Raw genomic sequence first — 24,284 nt, forward strand, 5'->3', positions numbered from 1 at the left:
GTCAAGCCCGGCCATGACGACTGCTTTGGTTGATCCTGTCTTCGGCGATAGCACACCTGGAACCAGGGCGCCAGGAAATTGTATCCAAATTCATCACATCTTGGATACAAGATCACGACATGATGGACACGAATTCAGCAAAAATATCGGCCTGAATGGTGACGTGCTTGCGCATGGCGGCCTGGGCCCGGTCGGGATCGGCGGCACTGATGGCGGCCACCACCTCGCCATGCTCGGCGAAGCTGCCCTCCACCCGATGGGGATGGTTGAGCTGGTAGCGGCGATAGGGGGCGAGGCGGGCGAACAGCGAGCGCGCCATGTCCTGCAGCACCTCGTTATGGCTGCCATCGTAGATGGCGTCGTGGAAGGCGCGGTTGACGGCGTAGTATTCGTCCAACTCGCGGGACTCGCACAAACTGGCGGCGCGGCCATGCAACTCCGCCAGCCGGGCCTTCTCGTCCGGCGACATGCGCCGCGCGGCGTAGCGGGCGCATAACCCCTCGATTTCACTCATGACTTCGAACATCTGCACCATGCGGTGCAGGTCCAGCGGCGCCACCACCGCACCCTGCCGGGGCTTCTTCACCACCAGACCGGAATAGACCAGTTGCAGGATGGCTTCCCGCACCGGGGTTCGCGACAAGCCGAAGCGGGCGGCCAGGCTTTCCTCGTCCAGCCGCGTTCCGGGGCGCAGCACACCCTGGAAGATGTCCTTCTCGATGGCCTGACGAATCTCGTCAGCCCTGGTCGCCGGTCGCTTCTGCTCGCTCATCTTGCCATCCCGCACCACCCGGTTACGCCCACCACTATACAAGCTCGGTCATACATGTCTAACCCGGAAGCATGCTCCGCACACAAATTTCACCATTTCCGTATACAGGATATGGACCGCCCGCATCCGATATGCTAATTCCATAGCCATCGGTCGCCAAGACCGCTACGCTTTGACCATACACCGGGCCGCCAGAGCCCGGACAGGGACGGACGCCACCATGGATTTCGGACTGACCTCCGACCAGGACGCCTTTCGCCAGGCGGCGCGCGATTTCGCCGAGGGCGAGATGGCGCCCCATGCCGCCCTTTGGGACGAGGAGTCCATCTTCCCCGAGGACACCTTGCGCAAGGCCGCCGAACTGGGCTTCGCCGGGATCTATGTGCGGGAAGACGTGGGCGGCTCGCAGCTGTCGCGCCTGGACGCCGCCCTGATCTTCGAGGAACTGGCCGCCGCCTGCCCCTCCACCGCCGCCTATATCTCCATCCACAACATGGCGTCGTGGATGATCGACAGCTTCGGCACCGAGGACCAGCGCCAGCGCTGGCTGCCCGACCTGACCGCCATGCGGCGTTTCGCCAGCTACTGCCTGACCGAGCCCAATGCCGGCTCCGACGCCGCCAGCTTGCGCACCCGGGCCGAGCGCGACGGCGATCATTATGTGCTGAACGGCACCAAGGCCTTCATCTCGGGCGGCGGCCGCTCGGATGTCTATGTGGTGATGGCCCGCACCGGCGGCCCCGGCCCCAAGGGCATTTCCTGCCTGGTGGTGGAGGCGGGAACTCCCGGCCTCGACTTCGGCAAGCAGGAAAAGAAGCTGGGCTGGAAAAGCCAGCCCACCGCCTCGGTCATTTTCGAGGACTGTCGCATCCCGGTGGCCAACCGCATCGGCGCCGAGGGCGACGGCTTCAAGATCGCCATGAAGGGCCTGGACGGCGGCCGTATCAATATCGGCGCCTGTTCGCTGGGCGGCGCCCGGCGATGCCTGGAACTGGCGGTGGACTACACCAAGCAGCGCCAGCAATTCGGCCAGGCCATCGCCACCTTCCAGGCGACACAGTTCAAGCTGGCCGACATGGCCACCGAACTGGAGGCTGCCCGGCTGATGATCCACCGCGCCGCCGATTCCCTCGACCGGGCGTCGTCCGAGGCCACGGTGCACTGCGCCATGGCCAAGCGCGTCGCCACCGATGTGGGGTTCTCGGTGGTGGACGCGGCGCTGCAACTGCATGGCGGCTATGGCTATATCAAGGAATACCCCATCGAGCGCTATCTGCGCGATCTGCGGGTGCACCAGATTCTGGAAGGCTCCAACGAGATCATGCGGGTGATCGTGGGGCGAGCGTTGACGAGCTAGGGGAGGCGGGCGAGGACGCCCGCGCTCCAAGGATGGAGCGAAGCGACTAGCCCGTTGAGGGCGCGCGCCACGTGGCGCGGAAGCCAAGCGAACGGAGTGAGCGCCCGGCGCTTGAGGGACAAAAAGGAAAGGGACAACCACATGGCGAGCGTCGGATTCATCGGTCTGGGCAATATGGGCGCGCCGATGATGCGCAACCTGCTGAAAGCGGGCCACGCGGTAAAGGCTTTCGACCTGTCGGAGGCGGCGCGCACATCCGCCGCCGATGCCGGGGCCGCCGCCGTCACGGTCGCCGCCGACGCGGCGCGCGATGTGGACGTGGTGGTGACCATGCTGCCCGCCGGTGCCCATGTGAAGTCGGTGATGCTGGGCGAAGGCGGCCTGTTCGCCGCCGCCCGTAAAGGAACCGTGTTCATCGATTCCTCCACCATCGACGTCGCCACCGCCCGTCTGGTGTCGGAGGAAGCCGCCAAGGCGGGCCACGCCTTCGTCGACGCCCCGGTGTCGGGCGGTGTCGGCGGCGCCGAGGCGGCGACGCTCACCTTCATGGTCGGCGGTCCCGACGCGGCTTTCGAAGCGGCCAAGCCGTTCCTGGAGGCCATGGGCAAGACCATCGTCCATGCCGGTGGCCCCGGCAATGGCCAGGCGGCCAAGATCTGCAACAACATGCTGCTGGGCATTTCCATGATCGGCACCTGCGAGGCCTTCGCCCTGGCCGAGAAGCTGGGCCTGGACGCCCAGAAGCTGTTCGACATCGCCTCCAAGTCGTCGGGGCAGTGCTGGTCCATGACCAGCTATTGCCCGGTGCCCGGCCCGGTGCCGACCTCGCCCGCCAATCGCGACTACAAGGCCGGTTTCGCCGCCGCCATGATGCTGAAGGACCTGAAGCTGGCGGTGGAGGCGGCCTCGGTTGCCGGGGCCTCGATCCCTCTCGGCGCCGAAGCGGCCCAGCTCTATGCCATGATGGCGGGAACCGGCCAGGGCGGCCTCGACTTTTCCGGCATTATCCACATGCTGCGGGGAAGCACCTAAACCCGCTTGCGCGGCAATTAAAAAAACGTATGCTCGTTTATTGAAATGGAGCCCCCGCCAAAGAGGGGCCTTTCACAGGGTGGAAACATAAAGGATCGGCCATGACGCCGATCCCGTCCGGGAGTCTAGGCCGATGTCCGTGGAAGGAATTGCCGCGCCCCAATCGCGTCCCGTGCTGGAAGTGCGGGACGTGTCGCTGGGCTTTGGCGGCGTGCGGGCGCTGACCGAGGTCAGCTTCGAGGTCAGGAAGGGGGAACTGTTCTCCATCATCGGTCCCAACGGCGCCGGTAAGACCTCCATGCTCAACTGCGTCTCGGGACGCTACAAGCCCAGTTCGGGCCGGGTATTCCTCAAGGGCCGCGACGTCACCGGGCTGACTCCCAATACCCGCGCCACCCTGGGCCTCGGCCGCACCTTCCAGAACCTGGCGTTGTTCGGCCATATGAGCGTGCTGGACAACATCATGGTCGGCCGCCACCACCTGCTGAGGAACAACGCCGTCAGCGGCGCGCTGTACTGGCTGACCGGGGCGCGGCGCGAGGAACTGGCCCATCGCCGCAAGGTCGAGGACATCATCGACTTCCTGGAAATCGCCCATATCCGCAAGGCGGTGGCGGGCACCCTGCCCTATGGCCTGCGCAAGCGGGTGGAACTGGCCCGCGCCATGGCGGTGGAGCCCTCCATCATCCTGCTGGACGAGCCCATGGCGGGCATGAACCTGGAAGAGAAGGAGGACATGGCCCGCTACATCGTCGATCTGAACGAGGAATGGGGCATGACGGTGGTGATGATCGAGCACGACATGGGGGTGGTGATGGATATCAGCCACCGGGTGATGGTGCTGGAATTCGGCCGCAAGATCGCCGAAGGCCTGCCCGACGAGGTCATGGCCAATGAGCGGGTCAAGGTGGCCTATCTGGGCATCGACGACGACGAAGCGGCCGGGGAGAACGCAGCGTGACGAGCGAGTTTCTTGACACCGCCATCCACGACACCTTCCCCAAGGCGCTGCTGCACAACGCCACACGCTGGCCCAATGACACCGCCATGCGGGAAAAGGAGTTCGGCATCTGGAACGCCTTCACCTGGGCCGACTACCTGGACCGGGTGAAGATGATCGCGCTGGGGCTCAAGGCCCTGGGGGTCGAGCGTGGCGAGGTCATCGCCATCCTGGGCAAGAACCGCCCCGAAAGCGTGTGGGGCGAGTTGGCCGCCCATGCGGTCGGCGCCCTGTCCATGGGCATCTACCACGATTCCATGAATGCCGAGGTCGCCTATCTGCTGACCTATACCGGCGCCACCACGGTGCTGGCAGAGGACGAGGAGCAGGTGGACAAGCTGCTGGAAATCTCGGCCGAGGTCCCCTGCCTGAAGCACATCGTCTATTTCGACCCGCGCGGCATGCGCAAATACAAGGACGCGCGGCTGATCTCGGCCGACGAGCTGCGGGTCAAGGCCGAGGACCTGCTGCAGGCCAAGCCCGGCCTGTTCGAGGCCGAGGTGGCGGCGGGCAAGGGCGACGACGTCGCCATTCTGTGCACCACCTCGGGCACCACCTCGAACCCCAAGCTGGCCATGCTGCAGGCCGGTCCCTTCCTGCGCCATGCGGCCGCCTATCTGCGCGCCGACCCCAAGCAGGCGGGCGACAATTACGTCTCGGTGCTGCCGCTGCCCTGGATCATGGAGCAGATTTATGCCGTGGCCCAGCCGCTGGTGGCGCGCAACATCGTGAATTTCGTGGAAGAGCCCGAGACCATGATGGCCGATATGCGCGAGATCGGCCCCAACTTCATCTTGCTGGCGCCGCGCATGTGGGAAGGCATCGCCGCCGATGTGCGTGCCCGCATGATGGATTCCACCCGCTTCAAGCAGTGGATGTTCGACTGGGGCATGAAGCTGGGCATGAAGGCGCTGGACGAGGGCAAGCGGTCCAAGCTGGCCGACCTGATCCTGTTCTCGGCGCTGAGGGACCGCATCGGCTTTTCCTTCCTGCGCTCGGCCGCCACCGGCGGCGCCGCGCTGGGGCCGGAGACCTTCCGCTTCTTCCTGGCCATGGGGGTGCCGCTGCGCCAGATCTACGGCCAGACCGAGCTGGCGGGGGCCTATACCGTGCACCGCGAGGGCGATATCGACTTCGACTCGGTGGGCGTGCCCTTCGACGACGCCAAACTGCGCATCGACAATCCCGACGCCAACGGGGTGGGCGAGATCGTCGCCACCACCGACGGCATGTTCACCGGCTATTACAAGAGCCCCGAGACCAGCACCGCAGACATCGTCGACGGCAACTGGCTGCGGACCGGCGACGCGGGCTATATCAAGAAGGAAAACGGCCATCTGGTGGTGATCGACCGCATCAAGGACCTGGCCACCACCTCGATGGGCGTGCGCTTCTCGCCGCAGTTCATCGAGAACAAGCTGAAATTCTCGCCCTTCATCGCCGAGGCGGTGATCCTGGGCTCGGACAAGCCCTATCTGTCGGCCATCATCTGCATCCGTTTCTCCATCGTGTCGAAATGGGCCGAGGCCAAGGGCATCAGCTTCACCAACTACACCAATCTGTCGGCGCAGCCACAGGTCTACGAATTGCTGACCGCCGAGGTGGAAAAGGTCAACCAGACCCTGCCCGAGCCGCAGCGCATCCGCAAATTCCTGCTGCTCTACAAGGAGCTGGACGCCGACGACGGCGAGCTGACCCGCACCCGCAAGGTGCGCAGAGGCGTCATCAACGACAAATACGGCGACATCATCGACGCGGTCTATGCCGACCGGCCCATGGTGCCGGTGGACGCGGTCATCACCTTCCAGGACGGCACCACGTCCCGGATCAAGACCGACCTCAAGGTGGTCACCCTGCTGGCCCCGCCCAAAGCCCAGATGGCCGCCGAATAGGAGACGCCCCATGGAATCGAACCTGCTGTTCCAACTGATGGTCAACGGCGTCATCGTCGGCACGCTGTATGGCGTCGTCGCCATGTGCTTCGTGCTGATCTACAAGTCGACCCAGGTGGTGAACTTCGCCCAGGGCGAATTCCTGCTGATCGGCGCCTGGACCTGCTGGTGGCTGGTCACCAGCATGGCGCTGCCGTTCTGGATCGCCTTTCCCATGACCTTCCTGTTCATGCTGGCCTTCGGCGTCACCCTGCAGATGGTCGTGCTGCGCCCCATGATCGGCGAGCCGGTGATCAGCGTGATCATGGTCACCATCGGCCTGTCCATCTTCTTCCAGGCGGTGATGAAGTCCATCTTCGGCGTCTGGCCGCAGCCCTTCCCGGAAATCTTCCCGGTCAAGTCAGTCAATGTGCTGGGCCTGCAGGTCCAGCCCGCCTATCTGATGAGCCTGGTGGTCTCGGTGGTGATCATGGGTCTGTTCGCCTGGTTCTTCAAATACTCGCGCATGGGCCTGGCCATGCGGGCCACCGCCTTCAACCAGCAGGTGGCGCAAAGCCTGGGCATCTCGGTCAAGAATGTCTTCGCCATGGCCTGGGCCATCTCGGCCATGGTCTCCGCCCTGGCCGGCGTGGTGGTGGGCATGGTCAACGGCGTGTCCTCGGCGCTCTCCTTCTTCGGCATCAAGGTGTTCCCGGCGGTGATCGTCGGCGGGCTGGATTCCATCGTCGGCGCCATCATCGGCGGGCTGATCATCGGCCTGTTGGAGAACATGGCCGAATACGTGGACGGCCAATGGCTGCATGTGGGCAACCTCTACACCGTGGCGCCGTTCTACGTGCTGGTGATCATCCTGATGATCAAGCCCTACGGCCTGTTCGGCACCAAGACCATCGAGAGGGTGTGAGACCATGATCAGCAGCAGCCTCATTCCCTGCGGCCAGTTCAAGACCAGCTACGCCGCCGACACCACGCTTTTCCTGACGCCCGCGTCGCGCAACTGGTGCATCTTCGGCGTGGTGCTGGCCCTGGCGGCGCCGCTGGTGGCGTCGAACTACCTATTGGCCATCCTGATCCAGATCGGCTACTACGGCATCGCCGCCCTGGGCCTCAACATCCTGGTGGGCTCCACCGGCCAGATCAGCCTCGGCCATGCCGCCTTCTTCGGCTTCGGCGCCTTCGCCTCGGCCTGGCTCAACAACAGTTTCGGCGTGCCGGTGCTGCTGGCCATCCCACTGGCGGGGGTCATGACCACCGCCCTGGGCCTGCTGTTCGGCATTCCCGCCGGGCGGCTGAAGGGGCTGTATCTCGCCATCGCCACCTTCGCCTCCCAGTTCATCCTGGAAGACTTCTTCTCGCGCGCCAACTGGTTCACCGGCGGGTCCTCCGGCGCCATGGCCGGGCCGATCAACGTGTTCGGCTACGAGGTCAGCGGCGACAAGGGCTTCTTCTACGTGGTGCTGTTCTTCCTGGTGGTGATGTATCTGCTGGGCGCCAACCTGCTGCGCACCCGCGACGGCCGCGCCTTCGTCGCCGTGCGCGACCACTATCTGTCGGCCGAGGTGATGGGCATCAACCTCACCAAGTACCGCATCCTGTCCTTCGGCATCTCGTCCTTCTATGCCGGGGTGGGCGGCGCGCTCTACGGCCACTATCTCGGCTATGTCTCGGCCGAGGGCTTCACCATCTTGCTGTCGATCCAGTTCCTGGGGATGATCATCATCGGCGGCATGGGCTCGGTGATGGGCACCCTGATGGGCACCGCCTTCATGGTGCTGCTGCCCGAAGCCACCGAGGCCACCGTCAGCACCATCAAACATGTGGCGGGCGACATTCCCGCCCTGACCAGTGCGCTCGCCTATATCAAGGAGGCCGCCATCGGCCTGGCCATCGTGCTGTTCCTGATGTTCGAGCCCGATGGACTGGTCCATCGCTGGCGCCTGATCAAGTCCTATTGGAAGCTATATCCCTTCTCGTACTGAACCATAAGAACAACAAACCAAGACGCCTGAACCAAATTGGGAGGAACAACCAGATGAAGCGGATTCTGACTACCGGAGCCACCCTGGCCGCCATGGCCGTCACCGCCGGAGCGGCGGTGGCCGCCGACGGCATCCTGGTCGGCCATATCGCCGACATCACCGGCGCCACCTCGTCGGTGGGCAAGCCCTACGGCCAGGGCATCGCCGACGCCATGAACTACATCAACGCCAATGGCGGCGTGGCGGGCAAGAAGATCATCTTCGAGACCGTGGACTATGCCTATGAAGTGCCGCGCGCCATGGCCGCCTACAAGAAGCTGACCGGCTCGGAAAAGGCGGTGGCCATCCAGGGTTGGGGCACCGGCGACACCGAAGCGCTGGTCACCAACGTGGCCAAGGACGAGATTCCCTATTTCTCGGCCTCCTATTCCGGCCACCTGACCGACCCGCAGGGCAAGACCTCGGTCAAGGGCGCGCCCTACAACTTCTTCTACGGCCCCAGCTATTCCGACGCCTGCCGCGGCCTGGTGCAATGGGCCGCCGACGACTGGAAGAAGAAGGGCGGAACGGGCAAGCCGAAATACGTCCATATGGGCGACAACCACCCCTATCCCAACGCTCCCAAGCAGTCCTGCGGCGCTTATGCCAAGGAACTGGGCTTCGACGTGCTGAACGAGATCCAGTATTCGCTGAAGCCCGGCGACTTCAAGGCCCAGTGCCTGTCGCTCAAGGAATCCGGCGCCCAATACGCCTATCTGGCCAATACCTCGGGCTCGACCATTTCGCTGCTGAAGTCGTGCGAGACCGTGGGCGTCAACACCCAGTTCCTGGCCAATATCTGGGGCACCGACGAGGGCTCGCTGAAGACCGCCGGTGATGCCGCCGACAAGCTGGTCTGGGTGGTGGGCGCCGCCACCTGGGCCGACGACGTCCCCGGCATGAAGCTGGTGAAGGAGATTTCCAAGGTCTCCGATGCCTCGGGCGCCGAGGCCCGGCCGGTGCACTATATCCGCGCCGTCTGCTCGGTGTTCTACATGAAGGAAGCCATGGAAGCCGCCGCCAAGTCGGGCGGCATCAGCGGCCCCAACATCAAGAAGGCCATGGAAGGCATGAAGGACAAGGTCCCCGCCGGGCTGGAAGGCGTCTGCCTGCCGTCGACCTGGACCAACGAGGACCATCGCGGCACCACCACGGTGAAGGTCTACCAGGCCTCCACCAAGGGCGGCAGTATCGGCATGAAGCAGATCTATACCGCCGAAATCCCCCGCCGCAAGGAATGGCTGGGCTGGTAAGTCATAACGTTAAGACCTCCACGTCATGCCCGGAACAAGTCCGGGCATGACGTGGCTCTAAACTCCAGAGGTTCCAAGAGGCTCTGAATTATGGCTGAACCCGCACCGAAGCTGGCCCCCGAGGAAATCCTTCTCTCGGTCAACAATATCGAAGTGGTCTATGACGACGTCATCCTGGTCCTGCGCGGCGTCAGCCTCGACGTGCCCAAGGGCCGCATCGTCACCCTGCTGGGTCCCAACGGCGCGGGCAAGTCGACCACGCTGAAGGCCATTTCCGGCCTGCTGGGCACCGAGGACGGCGAGGTGACGCGCGGCAACATCACCTTCATGGGCGAGGAGATCGCCAACCGCGCGCCGGAAGAGATCGTCCGGCGCGGCATCTTCCAGGTGATGGAAGGACGGCGCATCATCGAGGACATGACGGTGACCGAGAATCTGCGGCTCGGCGCCTTCACCCGCAAGGATGGCGGCGCCGCCATCCGCAACGACATCGACATGGTGTTCAACTATTTCCCCCGCCTGAAGGAACGCACCGGACTGGCCGGCTATCTGTCGGGCGGCGAACAGCAGATGCTGGCCATCGGCCGCGCCATGATGGCAAGGCCCAAGATGATCCTGCTGGACGAGCCCTCCATGGGCCTGTCGCCTTTGCTGGTCAAGGAGGTGTTCGGCATCATCGAGAAGCTGTGCGCCGAGACCGGCGTCACCATCTTGCTGGTGGAACAGAACGCCCGCATGGCGCTGAAGATCGCCGAGTTCGGCTATATCATGGAATCGGGCAAGATCGTGCTGGACGGAGCCAAGGACGACCTGGTCAACAACGAGGACGTCAAGGAATTCTATCTGGGCGGCGACAAGGAACGCAAATCGTTCAAGAACCTGAAATCCTACAAGCGCCGCAAGCGGTGGCTGTAGGCAGCTAGCCCCCTCTCCCGCTTGCGGGGGAGGGTCGGGGTGGGGGCCTGGGCCCCTCCCATCCAATCCAGTTGGCCCTCACCCTCCGGCGCGGGCGCGCCTCCTCCCTCTCCCGCAAGCGGGAGAGGGTTTGAAACGACGGAAGCAAAATGACCGACTTCTACGATTCCCTGGAAACCCGCTCGGCCGACGAGCGCGAGGCGGCGCTGTTCGCGGCCCTGCCCGAGCAGATCAGGCTGGCCCAGGCCGATGCCCCCGCCTATGGCCGCCTGCTGGCCGGACTCGACCCGGCCGCGATCACCGACCGCGCCGCCCTGGCCAAGCTGCCCGTGACCCGGAAGTCCGAGTTGATCGACGCCCAGCAGGCCGACCCGCCCTTCGCCTCGCTGATCGCGACGCCGAAATCCGAGTTGCGCCGGGTCTTCGCCTCGCCCGGCCCCATCTACGACCCCGAGGGCTGGGATAATGACTGGTGGCGCATCGCCCGCGCCCTGTTCGCCGCCGGGTTCCGCCGGGGCGATCTGATGCATAATTGCTTTTCCTACCATTTCACCCCCGGCGGCGTGATGTTCGAGACCGGCGCCCACGCGCTGGGCTGCCCGGTCTTCCCGGCCGGGGTGGGCAATACCGACAACCAGGCCAAGGCCATCGCCGACCTGAAGCCCCAGGGCTATGGCGGCACGCCGTCCTTCCTCAAGATCATCCTGGAACGGGCCGAGGAACTGGGCCTGGACCACTCGTCGCTGACCAAGGCCTGCGTCTCGGGCGAGGCGCTGCTGCCGCCGCTGCGCCAGGGGCTGAAGGATCTGGGGGTCGACGTCACCCAGTGCTATGCCAGCGCCGATCTGGGCCTGATCGCCTATGAGACCGCGGCGCGGGAAGGCTTGGTGGTGGACGAGGCCATCATCGTCGAGATCGTGCGCCCCGGAACCGGTGACCCGGCCCCCGAGGGCGAGGTCGGCGAGGTGGTGGTGACCAGCTTCAACCAGGACTATCCCCTGCTCCGCTTCGCCACCGGCGATTTGTCGGCGGTGCTGCCGGGCGTCAGTCCCTGCGGCCGCACCAATATGCGCCTGAAGGGCTGGATGGGCCGCGCCGACCAGACCACCAAGATCAAGGGCATGTTCGTCCATCCCCGCCAGATCGCCGAGGTGATCAAGCGCCACCCCGAGGTGATCCGCGCCCGACTGGTGGTGGAAGGCGAGGCCGGAGCCGACCGCCTGACCCTCAATATCGAAAGCGCCGCATCCGGACTGGAAGCGGCGCTGAAGGACTCCTTCCAGTCGCTGTGCAAGCTGAAGACCGAGATCGTCCTGCACGCCCCCGGCAGCCTGCCCAACGACGGCATCGTCATCCAAGACAAGAGAGCCTGAGCATGACCCTGACCCCGAATCTCGATCCCTTCGCGCTGGCCAAGCAGCTTTCGGGCAAGCACCTGATCGGTGGCGCCTTCGTTGCCTCCAAGTCGGGCAAGACCTTCGACGTGGATAATCCCGCCACCGGCGAGGTCATCGGCACCGCCGCCTTCGGCACCAAGGAGGATGTGGACGCCGCCGTGGCCTCGGCCAAGGCAGCGCAGAAGGAATGGGCCAAGCTGGCGGCCCGGGCGCGCGGCAAGCTGGTGGCCGAATGCGGCCGGGTTCTGGCCAGTCATGTGGAGGAGCTGGGCCGTCTGGTGGCGCTGGAAACCGGCAAGGCCCTGCGCACCGAAAGCCGGGTCGAGGCCGGGGTGCTGGCCGATATGTTCACCTATTTCGGCGGGCTGGGCAGCGAGTTGAAGGGTGAGACCATCCCCTTCAACCCCGACATGCTGACCGTCACCGTGCGCGAGCCGGTCGGCGTGGTGGCCTGCATCATCCCGTGGAACGTGCCGCTGCTGCTGATGGCCATGAAGGCCGCCGCCGCCCTGGTGGCGGGCAATTCCGTGGTGGTCAAGTCGGCGGAAGAAGCGCCGCTGACCGTGCTGCGCGTCGCCGAGATCATGAACACCGTCCTGCCCCATGGGTTGTTCAACATGCTGTCGGGCTTCGGCCCCGAATGTGGCGCGCCGCTGGTGGAGCATCCCGACGTCAGGAAGGTCAGCTTCACCGGCTCGGTGGAGACCGGCCGCATCGTCTACAAGGCCGCCGCCGAGAAGCTGATCCCCGTCACCCTGGAACTGGGCGGCAAGAGCCCCATGATCGTCTGCGCCGATGCCGACATGGATCAGGCGGTGGCGGGCGCCCTGGCCGGCATGCGCTTCACCCGCCAGGGCCAGAGCTGCACCGCCTCCTCGCGCCTGTTCGTCCACGAGAGCATCCACGACGAGTTCATCGCCCGGGTGAAGGCCAAGGTGGACGCCATGGTGATGGGCGATCCCCTGGACGAGAAGACCGATATCGGCACCATTGTCTCCGACGGCCAGTTGGAGCGGGTGCGCTCCTACATCGCGCTGGGCGAGGAGACCAAGGGCGCCACCAAGCACACCTGCTCCGCCATGCCGACCGACCCGAAGCTGGCCAAGGGCCGCTTCGTCCAGCCGGTGATCTTTACCGGAGTTAAGAACTCGGATCGCATCTGCCAGGAGGAAATCTTCGGCCCGGTCTGCGCCGTGATCAAGTGGAGCGACTACGACACCGTCATCGAGCAGGCCAATGACAGCGAATACGGCCTGGCCGCCTCCATCTGGACCCGCGACATCAAGGTCGCCATGGACGCCACCAGGCGGCTGGAGGCAGGCTTCGTCCAGGTCAACCAGAACCTGGTGGTCCAGCCCACCCTGTCCTATGGCGGGGTCAAGACCTCGGGCCTGGGCAAGGAGGCCTCGCTGGAATCCATGCTGGAGCACTTCACCCACAAGAAGACCATCATCTTCAACATGAAGTGAGGAAGTCGCGTTCCTGGACCATGGCAAGCCGAAGAGGAGCCAGATCGTTGCAGGCGATCCGCCAGACCAGCCGAGGATTGATCGTGCCGTATTCATGCGCGATGCGGTCGCGCATGGAACGCACGTCCCGCCACGGAATCTCCGGGTATCGTTCCTCGATGCCCGGAGCCAGATGCTTGGCCGCCTCGCCGATGATCATGATCAGGTGGGTCACCGCCAGCACGCGCATGCGGTCCCCAAGAAAAGCCTGTTCTCCCAGGTCCGCGATAAATCCCTCGATTTCGGAAATGGCCCCAAGAATGTCGTCCACACGTTGGGAGGCGCGCTCTCGCCAGTCAGAAGACATCCGCCGCCTCTTCCGCCACGCGCTTGCTGATCCTGGGCTTCAGAGCGTCCCAGGTCAGCACATCCACCTTGCGCCCCAACCAGTCGGCCGTGTCGTTCTGAACGCCACACAGGGTCAGCAGGCTGAAACGAGACTCCCGGTCATAATCGATCACCAAGTCCACATCGCTGTCGGGCCCCGCATCGCCCCTGGCGACCGAACCGAACACAGCCATGCGGGTCACCCCCTTGGCGCGGTAGAAATCCTCGTGCGCCCTCAGGATGGCGATGACCTCTTCAAGCTTGGGCACCTGTCCCATGGCGGACACTCCGTTTCCGATGGCGCCATTTTACCAGATACGATCTTCACGCTCAAAGGACCATCCCCATGACCACCCCTGATCCCATCGTCATCACCGGCGCCGCCCGTACTCCCATGGGCGGCTTCCAGGGCGAACTGGCGGGCCTGTCGGCGCCGCAATTGGGTGCTGCCGCCATCAAGGCGGCGGTGGAGCGTTCCGGCATCGCGCCCGATCAGGTGGACGAGGTCTTCATGGGCTGCGTCCTGCCCGCCGGGCTGGGCCAGGCTCCGGCGCGCCAGGCCTCGCTGGGGGCGGGCATTCCCCAATCGGCGGGCTGCACCACCATTTCCAAGGTCTGCGGTTCGGGGATGAAGGCGGCCATGCTGGCCCATGACCTGCTGGTGGCGGGCACCGCCCAGGTGATGGTGGCGGGCGGCATGGAAAGCATGTCCAATGCGCCCTATCTGCTGGACAAGGCCCGGGGCGGCTATCGCCTGGGCCATGGCAAGGTCCTCGACCACATGTTCTTCGACGGGTTGGAGGACGCCTATGCCAAGGGCCGCTTGATGGGCACCTTCGCCGAGGAATGCGCCGACAGCTATAAGTTCAGCCGCGAGGCCCAGGACGGTTTCGCCCTCGCCTCGCTGGCCCGTGCCCAGAAGGCCTCCACCGATGGCTCATTCACCGCCGAGATCGCCCCGGTCATCCTCAAGACCCGCAAGGGCGACAGCGTGATCGCCATCGACGAACAGCCGCGCAAGGCCCAGCCCGACAAGATTCCGACGCTGCGGCCCGCCTTCCGCGACGATGGCACCGTGACGGCGGCCAATTCGTCCTCCATCTCCGATGGCGGCGCCGCCCTGGTGCTGATGCGCCGCTCCGAGGCCGAGAAGCGCGGCATCGCGCCCCTGGCCACCATCCTGGGCCACGCCAATTTCGCCCAGGCCCCCGCCCTGTTCACCACCGCCCCGGTGGGCGCCATCAATGCCCTGCTGGCCAAGATCGGCTGCAAGGCGGGCGATATCGACCTGTGGGAGATCAACGAGGCCTTCGCGGTGGTGACCATGGCCGCCATGCACGACCTCAAGCTGGACCACGACCGCGTCAATATCCATGGCGGCGCCTGCGCGCTCGGCCATCCCATCGGCGCCTCGGGGGCGCGCATCATCGTCACCTTGCTGGCGGCGCTGAAGCAATACGGCCTGAAGCGCGGCGTCGCCTCGCTGTGCATCGGCGGCGGCGAGGCCACCGCGCTGGCGGTTGAGTTGGCCTAGGCGAGGGAGGTACGTGCATGACCGACGAGCGAAGCGAGGAGTTGCGGGCAAGGCCCGGCGCGGCCTGTGCCGCGATAGCCAAGGCGACCGGAGGTCGCCGCCCGGCGCTTGAGGGACAAAAATCATGATCCCCACCGAGGAACAGCAGATGATCCGCCACATGGCGCGGAACTTCGCTCAGGAAAAGCTGCTGCCCAACGCCGCCCTGTGGGATCGCGACCACCATTTCCCGCGCGGCGCGCTGGCCGAGATGGGCAGCCTCGGCTTCCTTGGCATGGTGGTGCCGCCGGAATGGGACGGCGCCGGAACCGATTACGTCTCCTATGTCATGGCGGTGATGGAGATCGCAGCGGGCTGCGGCCCGGTCTCCACCATCATGAGCGTGCACAATTCGGTGGGCTGCGCCCCCATCCTGCGCTTTGGCACCCAGGCCCAGAAGGAGGAGTTCCTGCGGCCCATGGCCCGGGGCGAGAAGATCGGCTGCTTCTGCCTGACCGAGCCAGAGGCGGGCTCCGACGCCGCCGCCATCCGCTCCCGCGCGCGGCGCGATGGCGACCACTACGTCATCACCGGCGCCAAACAGTTCATCACCTCGGCCAGGAACGGCCAGGTGGCCATCGTTTTCGCCGTCACTGACCCGCAGGCGGGCAAGCGCGGCATTTCCGCTTTCATCATTCCCACCGACACGCCCGGCTTCACCGTGGCGCGGGTGGAGGACAAGCTGGGGCAACACCTGTCGGACACCTGCTTCGTCACCCTGGACGATATCCGGGTTCCCGCCTCCGCCCGTCTGGGCGAGGAAGGCGAGGGCCTGAAGATCGCCCTGGCCAATCTGGAAGGCGGACGGTTGGGAATCGCGGCGCAAAGCGTCGGAATGGCGCGCTCGGCCTTCGACCATGCTCTGGCCTATGCCCAGGAGCGGAAGCAGTTCGGCAAGCCCATCTTCGAGCATCAGGCGGTGGCCTTCCGGCTGGCCGACATGGCGACAAGGATCGAGGCGGCCGAGCAATTCGTCCTGCACGCAGCAGGGTTGCGCGATGCCGGAAGGGCTTGCCTGAAAGAGGCTTCCATGGCCAAGCTGTTCGCCAGCGAGATGGCGGAGCGGGTCTGTTCCGACGCCATCCAGATTCATGGCGGTTACGGTTATCTCGCCGATTTTCCGGTTGAACGCATCTACCGCGACGTCAGGGTCTGCCAGATCTACGAGGGCACCAGCGACATTCAGCGCCTGGTGATCTCGCGGGCGCTGGCGGCCCAGTAGCACTGAGCTTGGGGGTTTTCCACATGAAGGACATTCTGGTTCACCTGGACGACAGCGAACGCTGCGTCGCCCGCCTTGATATCGCCGTCGGCCTGGCCAAGAAATTCGGCTCCCGCCTGACCGGCCTGTTCGCGCGTGTCGAAAGCCACAAGCCCAGCGCCGTCGCCCACAAGGCCAGCGACGTGCTGGTCGCCGCCCGCGACGCGGCCAAGGCCCTGTTCGAGAGCAAGACCGCTGCCGCCGGAGTCACCGGCCGCTGGTGGCAACTGGCCCATGGCGAGCCCGACCATGTGCTGAGCGAGACCATGTTCTGTGCCCGCTATGCCGATCTGGTGGTGATGGGCCAGATCGACCCCAAGGGCAAGCTGGTGCCCAAGGAACTGGTGGAACATACCATCCTGCATTGCGGCCGCCCGGTCCTGGTGGTTCCCCATACCGGCAGCTTCGAAACCGTGGGCGAGCGTATCGCCGTGGCCTGGAACGCGGGCAAGGAAGCGGTGCGTGCGCTGAACGACGCCAAGCCGCTGATGGCCGGAGCCAAGCAGGTGACCGTGCTCTCCATGCACAAGGCCCACGACCGCGCCGCCGCCGCCATGGGCGAGGTGCCCCATGTGGACGTGATCGACCATCTGGCCGCCGATGGCATCAATGCCGTGGGTGAGCATCTGGCGGGCGAGCATATCGGCAAGATGGACATGCTGCTGTCGCGGCTCTGCGACCTTGGCGCCGATCTGGTGGTGATGGGGGCGCATGGCCAGTACGGCCTGTCGCTCAAGCGCGGCAGCGGCACCAAATACGTCCTGGCCCATATGACCGTGCCGGTGCTGATGTCCAACTGACTGGTTTTCTTGACGGTAATGGGAGGGGGCGCTGAACCCGCCCCTACCCTTCATCGTAATCGTGAGAATGCTTGTCCAGATCGCTCAGCAGCGAGGCGCTGAAGATGGTGCAGTAATCGCTGTTGGGGCATTGGCGCAGACGGGGGCATGAGAGGGTCTTGCGAGTGAAATCCCGCAGGGCCGCTTCGTCGTCGGCCTCGACCAGTTGACGCCCGATTTCGGAAACCAGGCGGATGGTGCATGTTTCGGATCCCAGCGTCATGGACGCCTCACCACACAGGGCGATCCTTCCGACAGGGGAGAAGCGCCGTTCCAGGTTGGGCAGGATGGCACTGTGCCGTCTACTCACCCTGAAGTGGGATTATACTTCAGATTAAGAAGAAAGGGAATTAATTACTCTAAAGGATAGAGTTCTCAATATTTATCAAATTTATAGGATAAATATCAGAGAATTTGCGAAAAATTTTATGCAATTTTTCTCAGGCTATTCCAGCCACTCACCCTTGTAGACTCCCCAGATTTCCTCGCGCTTCAGCCATCCCTGCATCTGGCCAACCTCGACCCGGCAATAGTCGCGCGAGCGCGGGCATTGCAACAGCCGCCCCAGCACACCGGCCTCCACCAGCGCCACCGTGTCGGCGGACTCGCCATCGGAGCCGCGCAACTGCCGCTGGCTGCCGATCACCACCATCATGCGCCGTCCCGACAGCATGCTTTGATGCACCCAACCCTCGGTTCCCTGCCAGTCGCGGATCTTGCGCCAGGCCTCGAATTCGGCGATGACCTCCACCGGCAGATCCTTGCGGGCATAGATCCAGTCGATGGGATAGCGCTGGCCCGGGCCGGTCCGCACATTGACCTCATCGGACCGCAGTGACACGAAGCGGGGCAAAGGCAGGCCACTGGCCTCGCCCGCCACACCGGGCGCGGCCTGGACCAGCATCAGAAATACCGCAAGGATCCCCCCGAACAGACTCGAATTCATCGTGCCTCCACCCTCATTATAGGCGTTGCCCCGACCTTGCGGTCAAGCTGGGTGGAGAGCGACACTTTCAAGAAGTTCCAACTGCCCTCTGGACAAGGCAGGCCCAAGTTGCTAGGTCGTTGGGGCAGTCCCCGGGAGGAGTACACAAATGCCGCATAAGAAGCCGGTCGTCGTTGTCAGCCGCAAGCTGCCCGACGTCATCGAAACCCGGATGATGGAGCTGTTCGACGCCAGACTGAACGTCGACGACCATCCCATGACCAAGACCGAATTGATCGAGGCGGTGAAGACCGCCGACGTTCTGGTCCCCACCGTGACCGATCGCATCGATGCCGCCATCCTGTCCCAGGCTGGTCCCAATCTGAAGTTGATCGCCAATTTCGGCACCGGCGTCGACCATATCGACCTCGCCACCGCCCGTCAGCGGGGCATCACCATCACCAACACCCCCGGCGTCCTGACCGAGGACACCGCCGACATGGCCATGGCCCTGATCCTGGCGGTTCCGCGCCGTCTGGCCGAGGGTGAGCGCCTGATCCGCTCGGGCGATTGGAAGGGGTGGAGCCCCACTTTCATGATGGGCCACCGCATCTGGGGCAAGCGCCTGGGGATCATCGGCATGGGCCGGATCGGCCAGGCGGTGGCACGGCGCGCCAAGGCCTTTGGCATGGCCATCCACTACCACAATCGCAAGAAGGTCCATCCCGACATCGAGAACGAGTTGGAGGCGACCTACTGGGAAAGCCTGGACCAGATGCTGGCCCGCATGGATGTGGTCACCGTTCATTGCCCGCACACCCCGGCCACCTTCCACCTGCTGTCGGCCCGGCGCCTGGAACTGCTGCCCAAGCACGCCTATGTGGTCAACACCGCCCGTGGCGAGATCCTGGACGAGAACGCGCTGACCCGCATGCTGATCCGGGGCGACCTGGCCGGTGCCGGTCTGGACGTGTTCGAGCACGAACCGGCGGTCAATCCCAAGCTGCTGGCGCTCAATAACGTGGTGCTGCTGCCCCATCTGGGCTCGGCCACCGTGGAAGGCCGCGTCGATATGGGCGAGAAGGTGCTGATCAACATCAAGACCTTTGCCGATGGCCATAATCCGCCGGACCGTGTCCTGGCCTCCATGTTCTAGAGTCCTCGACGGACAAAGCCCCCCGAGGCGATGCCTCGGGGGGCTTTTTTCATTTCTTGAACAACACCCCAAGGGCTTTCATCTGCTCATCGCGCCCTGCCCCGGCCATCTGGCGCAAAGAGAGCTCTGCCCGGGCATTGAAGCCTGCCGCGCGCAGCCGCGCCACGGCGTCCTCGGCATCGGTCCCGGCGACCTGGGCCGCCACCGTCACCGGCGCGTCCAGCAACGCCTGTACCGCCAGGATATGGGACGGCTTGGCCTTATCGCCCGGCGGCGACACGAAGGACGCCGCCAGCAGCAGCAGACAGGCGCCCATCACCGCCAAGGCCGCCCTCTGATGGAAATAGCGCTTGAACATCCCGAGATTGGCGGCGGCGTGCAGGCCGACGGCGGCCACCAGCCCCCAGCCCAGCCATTCATGGGCCAGCTTGTTGAGGCCTGAGTCCAGGTGGAAGAACATCAAGATGCCGGTGACGGCGATCAGGGCGAAGCTGCCCATGGTGAGCGGCGTGGCCCATTCCCTCAGTGTCATGATCTTGTCTCGCGTCAGCGATCTCCCCCCGGCCACTTGCCGCCGGGGGGAAATGGTTGGTGTCAGTGATGCATGGGGCCGTGGCGGCCACTCATCATGGTATCTGCGAGCTTCTTCTGGTCCGGGGTCAGAGTCTCGTAGAACTTGGTCATGGCGGGAACCACCTTGGCCATGGACGCGGTCTTGGCCTCCATCATCTTCTGCATCTGGGCCATGCGGGCAGGCGGAGTGGCGGCCTGGGGCTGGGCGGTCAGTTCGGCACAGACCTTGCGGACCGGCTCATTGGCCGCCTTGATGGTCTCGGTCAGGGCCTTCAGCTCGCCCTTCTGGCGATCCGTCAAGTCCAGCTTGATCTCCATATAGGCGTTCTTGGCCGCCATGCGGGCATCCATGTCGGAGCACATGCGCGCGAACTGGTCGCCGCCGCCCATATGGCCGCCCATCATGGGATTGGCGCGGGCGGCACCCACCGCCCCGGCCAGGCCCAGGGCGATCAGGATGGCGATGGTATAACGGGGAAAGGACTTCATATCGGCACCTCGATTGGGGATCGAATGATGCCGTTCTAGGCCGTCCGTGTAACAGGACGACGAGCCATATGGTAACACAAGGTAACGGGCAGCCCGCCCCTACCCCTTGAGACCTTGGATGATTTTCTCGATACCCCGGAAGGCGGCGGCCAATTCCACATGGGCCTCGCGCATGGCGGCCGGATCGGGGCAGGGATGGCCGCCGATGCGATTGGCCTGGAGCATGCGCAGCGCGGCGGCGAAGGACTGGCCCTTGACGAAATTGGCCACATAGCGCACGGCGCTGTAATGCACCGCCAGATGCCCGGCCTGCTTCTCGCCCAGCAGATGCAGCGAGGTCTGGGCCGCCTGCCAGCCGCTGTCCATGTCGGCCAGGGCACAGACCGCCGAGACGAAGGATACACCGGCATCGGCATTGGGCGGCACCGGCACCGCCTCGAAAGCCTGACGCCGCGCCTCCAGTTCCACCACCAGCAGGGTCTTGGCGGCCTGGCGGCGGCGTGTCTCGTCGCTGGCCTGCAGCGAGCGCGCCATCATGGTGCCGGTCCAACCGGCAATGGCGGCGCCCAGGGCCAGCATGGCGGCGGCGATCAGGCCCGCGACCACCACAATCACTTCCCAGCCAAAGCCGATGCTGGTGGCGACGGGCGGCGGCGCGGGCGCGGGTTCGACGGCAGGCGGCGGAGGAGGAGGCGGAACCACCACCACCGGCGGCGCCACGGGAGCGGAAACCGGTGCGGGTGCGGGAACGGCAACCGGCGCCGGAGCAACCGTCTCGGTCAGGGGGCGCACCGCCAGGAAGCCGGGCGTTTCCTCGGCTGGCTGGCTGGGAGTCGCCGGGCTGGAAGCGGCGGGAACCGGCTGGGCCAGCACCGGGGCGGCCTCGTCCGCCGCCCAGGCCGGGAGAAGCGGAACCAGAAGGGACGCCAGCACGACCAGAGCCTTGCACCGCATGAAGTCACCACTTTCCAATCGGGAGATCATCTCAGCCGAACATAGACCAGGACGGGGCCGGATTAAAGCCCCGGGCGGGCACACTTCGCCCTTGCTTTTTCGCGTTGCAAGCGCCAGACCGGAACCACCATGAGCATTCGCAATCTCAGCTATCTGTTCGAGCCCACCTCGGTGGCGGTGATCGGCGCCTCGGATCGGCCGCGCTCGGCCGGAACAGTGGTGATGCGCAACCTGCTGGCGGGCGGATTCAAGGGGCCCATCATGCCGGTGCACCCCAAGCACCGCGCCGTGGCCGGGGTGCTGGCCTATGCCCATGTGGACGCCCTGCCCCTCGCCCCCGATCTGGCGGTGCTGTGCACCCCCGGCGCCGCCGCCCCGGCCCTGCTCGACGCCCTGGGGCGCAAGGGCACCCGCGCGGCGGTGGTCATCGCCGCCGATGGCGACAAGGAGGCCATGCTGGCCGCCGCCGCCCCTCACGGCATCCGCCTATTGGGACGCGGCAGCCTGGGCGTGCTGGTGCCGCGCATCGGGCTGGATGCCAGCTTCTCCCATGTCTCCGCCCTGCCCGGCAAGGTGGCGCTGGTATCGCAGTCGGGCGCCCTGTGCAGCGCCGTGCTGGACTGGGCGCGGCCACGCGGCATCGGCTTTTCCCATTTCGTCAGCCTGGGCGAAGGCGCCGATATCGATTTCGCCGACGTGATGGATTATCTGGCCAATGACGACCAGACCCGCGCCGTGCTGCTGTATATCGAGGATATCGGGGCGCGGCGCAATTTCATGGCCGCCGCCCGCGCCTGCGCCCGCAACAAGCCGGTGCTGCTGGTCCGCGCCGGGAGCGTCGCCGACGACCGCCCGGTGGGGCCGTTCCTGGCCGAGGCGCTGGCCCGGCCCGAGGATTCCTTCAACGCCGCCATCCGCCGCGCGGGCGCGCTCCGGGTCAACGACATCAACGAGCTGTTCGGCGCGGTGGAGACCCTGGCCCGGGCGCGGCCCATGAAGGGCAACCGGCTGGCCATCCTGTCCAATGGCGGCGGCACCGCCATGATGGCCAAGGCCGAGATGGGCGATCCCGGCGGCGGCCAGATCGCCCAGTTGTCCGAGGAGACCCTGCGCAAGCTGTCGGCGCTGATGCCGCGTGGCTGGGTCGCCGACGATCCCGTCGATCTCGGGGTCGACGCCGATGGCAAGCGCTATGCCGAGACCCTGCGGGTCTTGATCGAGGCCGAGGAGGTGGACGCCATCCTGGTGGTGCATGCCCCCAATGCCATGTCCGATCCGGTGGAGGCCGCCCAGTCGGTGATCGACACCCAGCGCCGTCACGGCGGCGCCGTCCTGACTTCGTGGGTGGGGGAAGAGGCGGTGGCCCCGGCCCGCAAGCAGTTCGCCGATGCCGGACTGCCCACCTATGACACGCCGGGCCGGGCGGTGCGCGCCTTCCGCCATCAGGTCAACTATCAGCGTAACCAGGACATGCTGATGGAGACGCCGCCCGCCCACTTAAGCGGCTTCGCCGCCGCCAAAGGCACGGCGCGCCTGATCGTCTCGCGCGGGCTGGCGACACCGGGCGGCTTGCTGAGCGAGCCCGATTCCAAGGCCATGCTGGCCGCCTATGGCATCCCCGTGCAGCCCTCGCTGCTGGCACGCAGCGTGGACGACGCGGTCAAGGCGGCCGAGACCCTGGGCTATCCCATCGCCCTGACCCTGGCCGCCGCCGATCTGGCGCGCAAATGGGATATCGGCGGCGTCGCGCTCAATCTGGAAAGCGCCGAGGCGGTGCGACAATCGGCCGAGGGCATCCTGCGCCGGGTCGGCGCCCAGCGCCCCCAGACCCAGGTGCAGGGCTTCACCGTCCAGAAGATGGTGTTCCGCCCCCATGCCCGCCAACTGGTGGTGGGCATCGCCTGCGACCCGCTGTTCGGCCCCATGCTGGTCTTCGGCGAGGGCGGAAGGGCGGTGGAGGTGGTGCGCGACCACACCGTCGGCCTGCCGCCGCTCAACCTGCCGCTGGCGCGGGGCATGATCGCCCGCACCCGGGTCTCTCGCCTGCTCGACGCCGTCGGCCCGCGCCCCGCCGCCAATCGCGACGCCATCGCCGAGGTGCTGGTGCGGCTGTCTTCCATGCTGGTGGACAATCCGGAAATCGTCGCCTGCGACATCAATCCGCTATTCGCCGACGAGACCGGCGTGCTGGCCCTGGATGTGCGCATGCGGGTGGCGCCCAAGGACGACAGCGACCTGCGCCATTTCTCCATCCTGCCCTACCCCGCCGAGCTGGAGGAACCCGCCCGGCTGCATGACGGCTCGGCGGTGGTGCTGCGTCCCATCCGGCCCGAGGACATGCCCGCCCATGCCGAGCTGATGAACCGCATGACGCCCCAGGACTTGCGGCTGCGCTTCTTCGGCCAGGTGCGCCAGATCCACCATCACCAGATGGCGCGGCTGACCCAGATCGACTATGAGCGGGAAATGGCCTTCGTGGCCTCCCGCCCGGGCAAGGACGGCCAGCCCGAGACCCTGGGCGTGGTCCGCACCGTCACCGATCCCGACAATCAGCGGGCCGAACTGGCGGTGCTGGTGCGGTCCGACATGAAGGGCACGGGGCTGGGCACCATGCTGATGGACAAGATCGTCACCTACCAGAAGACCAAGGGCACCCGGGCGATCTATGCCCAGATCATGGCCGAGAACACCGCCATGATCCGCCTGGCCATGAAGGGCGGCTTCAAGCGCCAGCGCTCGGAAGACCCCGACGTGGTCGAGATGGTGCTGGACCTGTGACGCTGGTCGACGCGTGATCCAACTCGTCATGTCCTCCCGAGCGGCAGCGAGGGACCTCGTCCTGGAACGGCTTTTCCTGGTTGGAAGCAGCATTCCAGACAGGGATCCCTCCTCCCGATGGTCGTCGGGATGACAGGTCATACACCGACAGGTCCCAGTCCGGTTGAGCGGATACGAATTGTATTTTCTTCGTCACCCCGGAATGACCGATTCAACGAAACAGGGCGCCCCGAGGGGCGCCCTGTTCCGGTTCGCTCGGAGGAGC

23 protein-coding genes are annotated in these 24,284 nt (G+C 65.5%); 15 read left to right on the forward strand and 8 right to left on the reverse strand.

Annotated features, from left to right (window positions below; translation table 11 throughout):
- Positions 1 to 112: 112 nt before the first annotated feature.
- Complete coding sequence (locus A6A04_RS02745) at positions 113 to 772, reverse strand: GntR family transcriptional regulator (protein WP_068489724.1); 660 nt, start codon at positions 770 to 772, stop codon at positions 113 to 115.
- Positions 773 to 992: 220 nt separating this feature from the next.
- On the opposite strand from A6A04_RS02745, the gene A6A04_RS02750 reads away from it, so the two are divergent.
- From A6A04_RS02750 to A6A04_RS02795, 10 genes are all read left to right on the forward strand, one after another.
- On the forward strand, positions 993 to 2,129 hold the full coding sequence (locus tag A6A04_RS02750; RefSeq protein WP_068489725.1) for an isobutyryl-CoA dehydrogenase: 1,137 nt from the start codon (positions 993 to 995) through the stop codon (positions 2,127 to 2,129).
- 111 nt (positions 2,130 to 2,240) lie between these two features.
- A complete protein-coding gene (gene mmsB / locus A6A04_RS02755) occupies positions 2,241 to 3,161 on the forward strand; it encodes a 3-hydroxyisobutyrate dehydrogenase (protein WP_407670236.1) in 921 nt (306 codons plus the stop codon).
- 133 nt (positions 3,162 to 3,294) lie between these two features.
- Complete coding sequence (locus A6A04_RS02760; protein ID WP_068489727.1) at positions 3,295 to 4,122, forward strand: ABC transporter ATP-binding protein; 828 nt, start codon at positions 3,295 to 3,297, stop codon at positions 4,120 to 4,122.
- Positions 4,119 to 6,053: a long-chain fatty acid--CoA ligase gene (locus A6A04_RS02765; protein ID WP_068489728.1), complete on the forward strand. Its 1,935-nt coding sequence runs from the start codon at positions 4,119 to 4,121 to the stop codon at positions 6,051 to 6,053. The genes A6A04_RS02760 and A6A04_RS02765 overlap by 4 nt, the downstream gene beginning before the upstream one ends.
- A gap of 10 nt (positions 6,054 to 6,063) precedes the next feature.
- Complete coding sequence (locus A6A04_RS02770) at positions 6,064 to 6,957, forward strand: branched-chain amino acid ABC transporter permease (protein WP_068489729.1); 894 nt, start codon at positions 6,064 to 6,066, stop codon at positions 6,955 to 6,957.
- Positions 6,958 to 6,961: 4 nt separating this feature from the next.
- The gene (locus A6A04_RS02775) at positions 6,962 to 8,032 is read left to right on the forward strand and encodes a branched-chain amino acid ABC transporter permease (protein ID WP_068489730.1); all 1,071 of its coding nucleotides are present in this window, start codon (positions 6,962 to 6,964) and stop codon (positions 8,030 to 8,032) included.
- A gap of 53 nt (positions 8,033 to 8,085) precedes the next feature.
- Positions 8,086 to 9,324 carry an ABC transporter substrate-binding protein gene (locus A6A04_RS02780; RefSeq protein WP_068489731.1) on the forward strand — a complete coding sequence of 413 codons (1,239 nt, stop codon included), beginning with the start codon at positions 8,086 to 8,088 and terminating at the stop codon, positions 9,322 to 9,324.
- 90 nt (positions 9,325 to 9,414) lie between these two features.
- A complete protein-coding gene (locus tag A6A04_RS02785; RefSeq protein ID WP_068489732.1) occupies positions 9,415 to 10,239 on the forward strand; it encodes an ABC transporter ATP-binding protein in 825 nt (274 codons plus the stop codon).
- A gap of 149 nt (positions 10,240 to 10,388) precedes the next feature.
- The gene (locus A6A04_RS02790) at positions 10,389 to 11,612 is read left to right on the forward strand and encodes a phenylacetate--CoA ligase family protein (protein WP_068489733.1); all 1,224 of its coding nucleotides are present in this window, start codon (positions 10,389 to 10,391) and stop codon (positions 11,610 to 11,612) included.
- Between the two features lie 2 nt (positions 11,613 to 11,614).
- A complete protein-coding gene (locus tag A6A04_RS02795) occupies positions 11,615 to 13,105 on the forward strand; it encodes an aldehyde dehydrogenase family protein (protein WP_068489734.1) in 1,491 nt (496 codons plus the stop codon).
- On the opposite strand, the gene A6A04_RS02800 is transcribed toward A6A04_RS02795, so the two are convergent.
- Both A6A04_RS02800 and A6A04_RS02805 read right to left on the reverse strand, forming a co-directional pair.
- Positions 13,092 to 13,451 carry a HepT-like ribonuclease domain-containing protein gene (locus A6A04_RS02800; RefSeq protein ID WP_068489735.1) on the reverse strand — a complete coding sequence of 120 codons (360 nt, stop codon included), beginning with the start codon at positions 13,449 to 13,451 and terminating at the stop codon, positions 13,092 to 13,094. The two genes, A6A04_RS02795 and A6A04_RS02800, sit on opposite strands and share 14 nt — an antisense overlap.
- On the reverse strand, positions 13,441 to 13,749 hold the full coding sequence (locus tag A6A04_RS02805) for a nucleotidyltransferase family protein (protein WP_082914648.1): 309 nt from the start codon (positions 13,747 to 13,749) through the stop codon (positions 13,441 to 13,443). The genes A6A04_RS02800 and A6A04_RS02805 overlap by 11 nt, the downstream gene beginning before the upstream one ends.
- 68 nt (positions 13,750 to 13,817) lie before the next feature.
- On the opposite strand from A6A04_RS02805, the gene A6A04_RS02810 reads away from it, so the two are divergent.
- The 3 genes from A6A04_RS02810 to A6A04_RS02820 all read left to right on the forward strand — a co-directional run bounded on the left by A6A04_RS02810 (position 13,818) and on the right by A6A04_RS02820 (position 17,105).
- Positions 13,818 to 15,005, forward strand: coding sequence for an acetyl-CoA C-acyltransferase (locus A6A04_RS02810; protein WP_068489736.1), 1,188 nt, complete (start codon positions 13,818 to 13,820; stop codon positions 15,003 to 15,005).
- A 124-nt stretch (positions 15,006 to 15,129) separates the two neighbouring features.
- Positions 15,130 to 16,266, forward strand: coding sequence for an acyl-CoA dehydrogenase family protein (locus tag A6A04_RS02815; RefSeq protein ID WP_068489737.1), 1,137 nt, complete (start codon positions 15,130 to 15,132; stop codon positions 16,264 to 16,266).
- A gap of 23 nt (positions 16,267 to 16,289) precedes the next feature.
- Entirely contained in the window at positions 16,290 to 17,105 is an 816-nt protein-coding gene (locus A6A04_RS02820) for a universal stress protein (protein ID WP_068489738.1), read from the forward strand.
- 43 nt (positions 17,106 to 17,148) lie between these two features.
- Here A6A04_RS02820 and A6A04_RS02825 read toward each other — a convergent pair whose 3' ends face one another.
- Both A6A04_RS02825 and A6A04_RS02830 read right to left on the reverse strand, forming a co-directional pair.
- Positions 17,149 to 17,367, reverse strand: a complete 219-nt coding sequence (locus A6A04_RS02825; RefSeq protein ID WP_068489739.1) for a hypothetical protein — start codon at positions 17,365 to 17,367, stop codon at positions 17,149 to 17,151.
- Positions 17,368 to 17,589: 222 nt separating this feature from the next.
- Positions 17,590 to 18,090, reverse strand: a complete 501-nt coding sequence (locus A6A04_RS02830; RefSeq protein WP_068489740.1) for an SH3 domain-containing protein — start codon at positions 18,088 to 18,090, stop codon at positions 17,590 to 17,592.
- A 148-nt stretch (positions 18,091 to 18,238) separates the two neighbouring features.
- On the opposite strand from A6A04_RS02830, the gene A6A04_RS02835 reads away from it, so the two are divergent.
- A complete protein-coding gene (locus tag A6A04_RS02835) occupies positions 18,239 to 19,225 on the forward strand; it encodes a 2-hydroxyacid dehydrogenase (RefSeq protein WP_068489741.1) in 987 nt (328 codons plus the stop codon).
- A gap of 49 nt (positions 19,226 to 19,274) precedes the next feature.
- On the opposite strand, the gene A6A04_RS02840 is transcribed toward A6A04_RS02835, so the two are convergent.
- The 3 genes from A6A04_RS02840 to A6A04_RS02850 form a co-directional block, all read right to left on the reverse strand.
- Positions 19,275 to 19,757: a DUF4405 domain-containing protein gene (locus A6A04_RS02840; RefSeq protein WP_068489742.1), complete on the reverse strand. Its 483-nt coding sequence runs from the start codon at positions 19,755 to 19,757 to the stop codon at positions 19,275 to 19,277.
- A gap of 62 nt (positions 19,758 to 19,819) precedes the next feature.
- Positions 19,820 to 20,287 carry a Spy/CpxP family protein refolding chaperone gene (locus A6A04_RS02845; RefSeq protein WP_068489743.1) on the reverse strand — a complete coding sequence of 156 codons (468 nt, stop codon included), beginning with the start codon at positions 20,285 to 20,287 and terminating at the stop codon, positions 19,820 to 19,822.
- A gap of 99 nt (positions 20,288 to 20,386) precedes the next feature.
- A complete protein-coding gene (locus tag A6A04_RS02850; protein ID WP_068489779.1) occupies positions 20,387 to 21,241 on the reverse strand; it encodes a hypothetical protein in 855 nt (284 codons plus the stop codon).
- A gap of 129 nt (positions 21,242 to 21,370) precedes the next feature.
- Here A6A04_RS02850 and A6A04_RS02855 point away from each other — a divergent pair, with 129 nt between their 5' ends.
- On the forward strand, positions 21,371 to 24,019 hold the full coding sequence (locus A6A04_RS02855; RefSeq protein ID WP_068489744.1) for a bifunctional acetate--CoA ligase family protein/GNAT family N-acetyltransferase: 2,649 nt from the start codon (positions 21,371 to 21,373) through the stop codon (positions 24,017 to 24,019).
- Positions 24,020 to 24,284: the final 265 nt, after the last annotated feature.

Source organism: Paramagnetospirillum marisnigri, assembly GCF_001650715.1.
Lineage (GTDB): Bacteria > Pseudomonadota > Alphaproteobacteria > Rhodospirillales > Magnetospirillaceae > Phaeospirillum > Phaeospirillum marisnigri.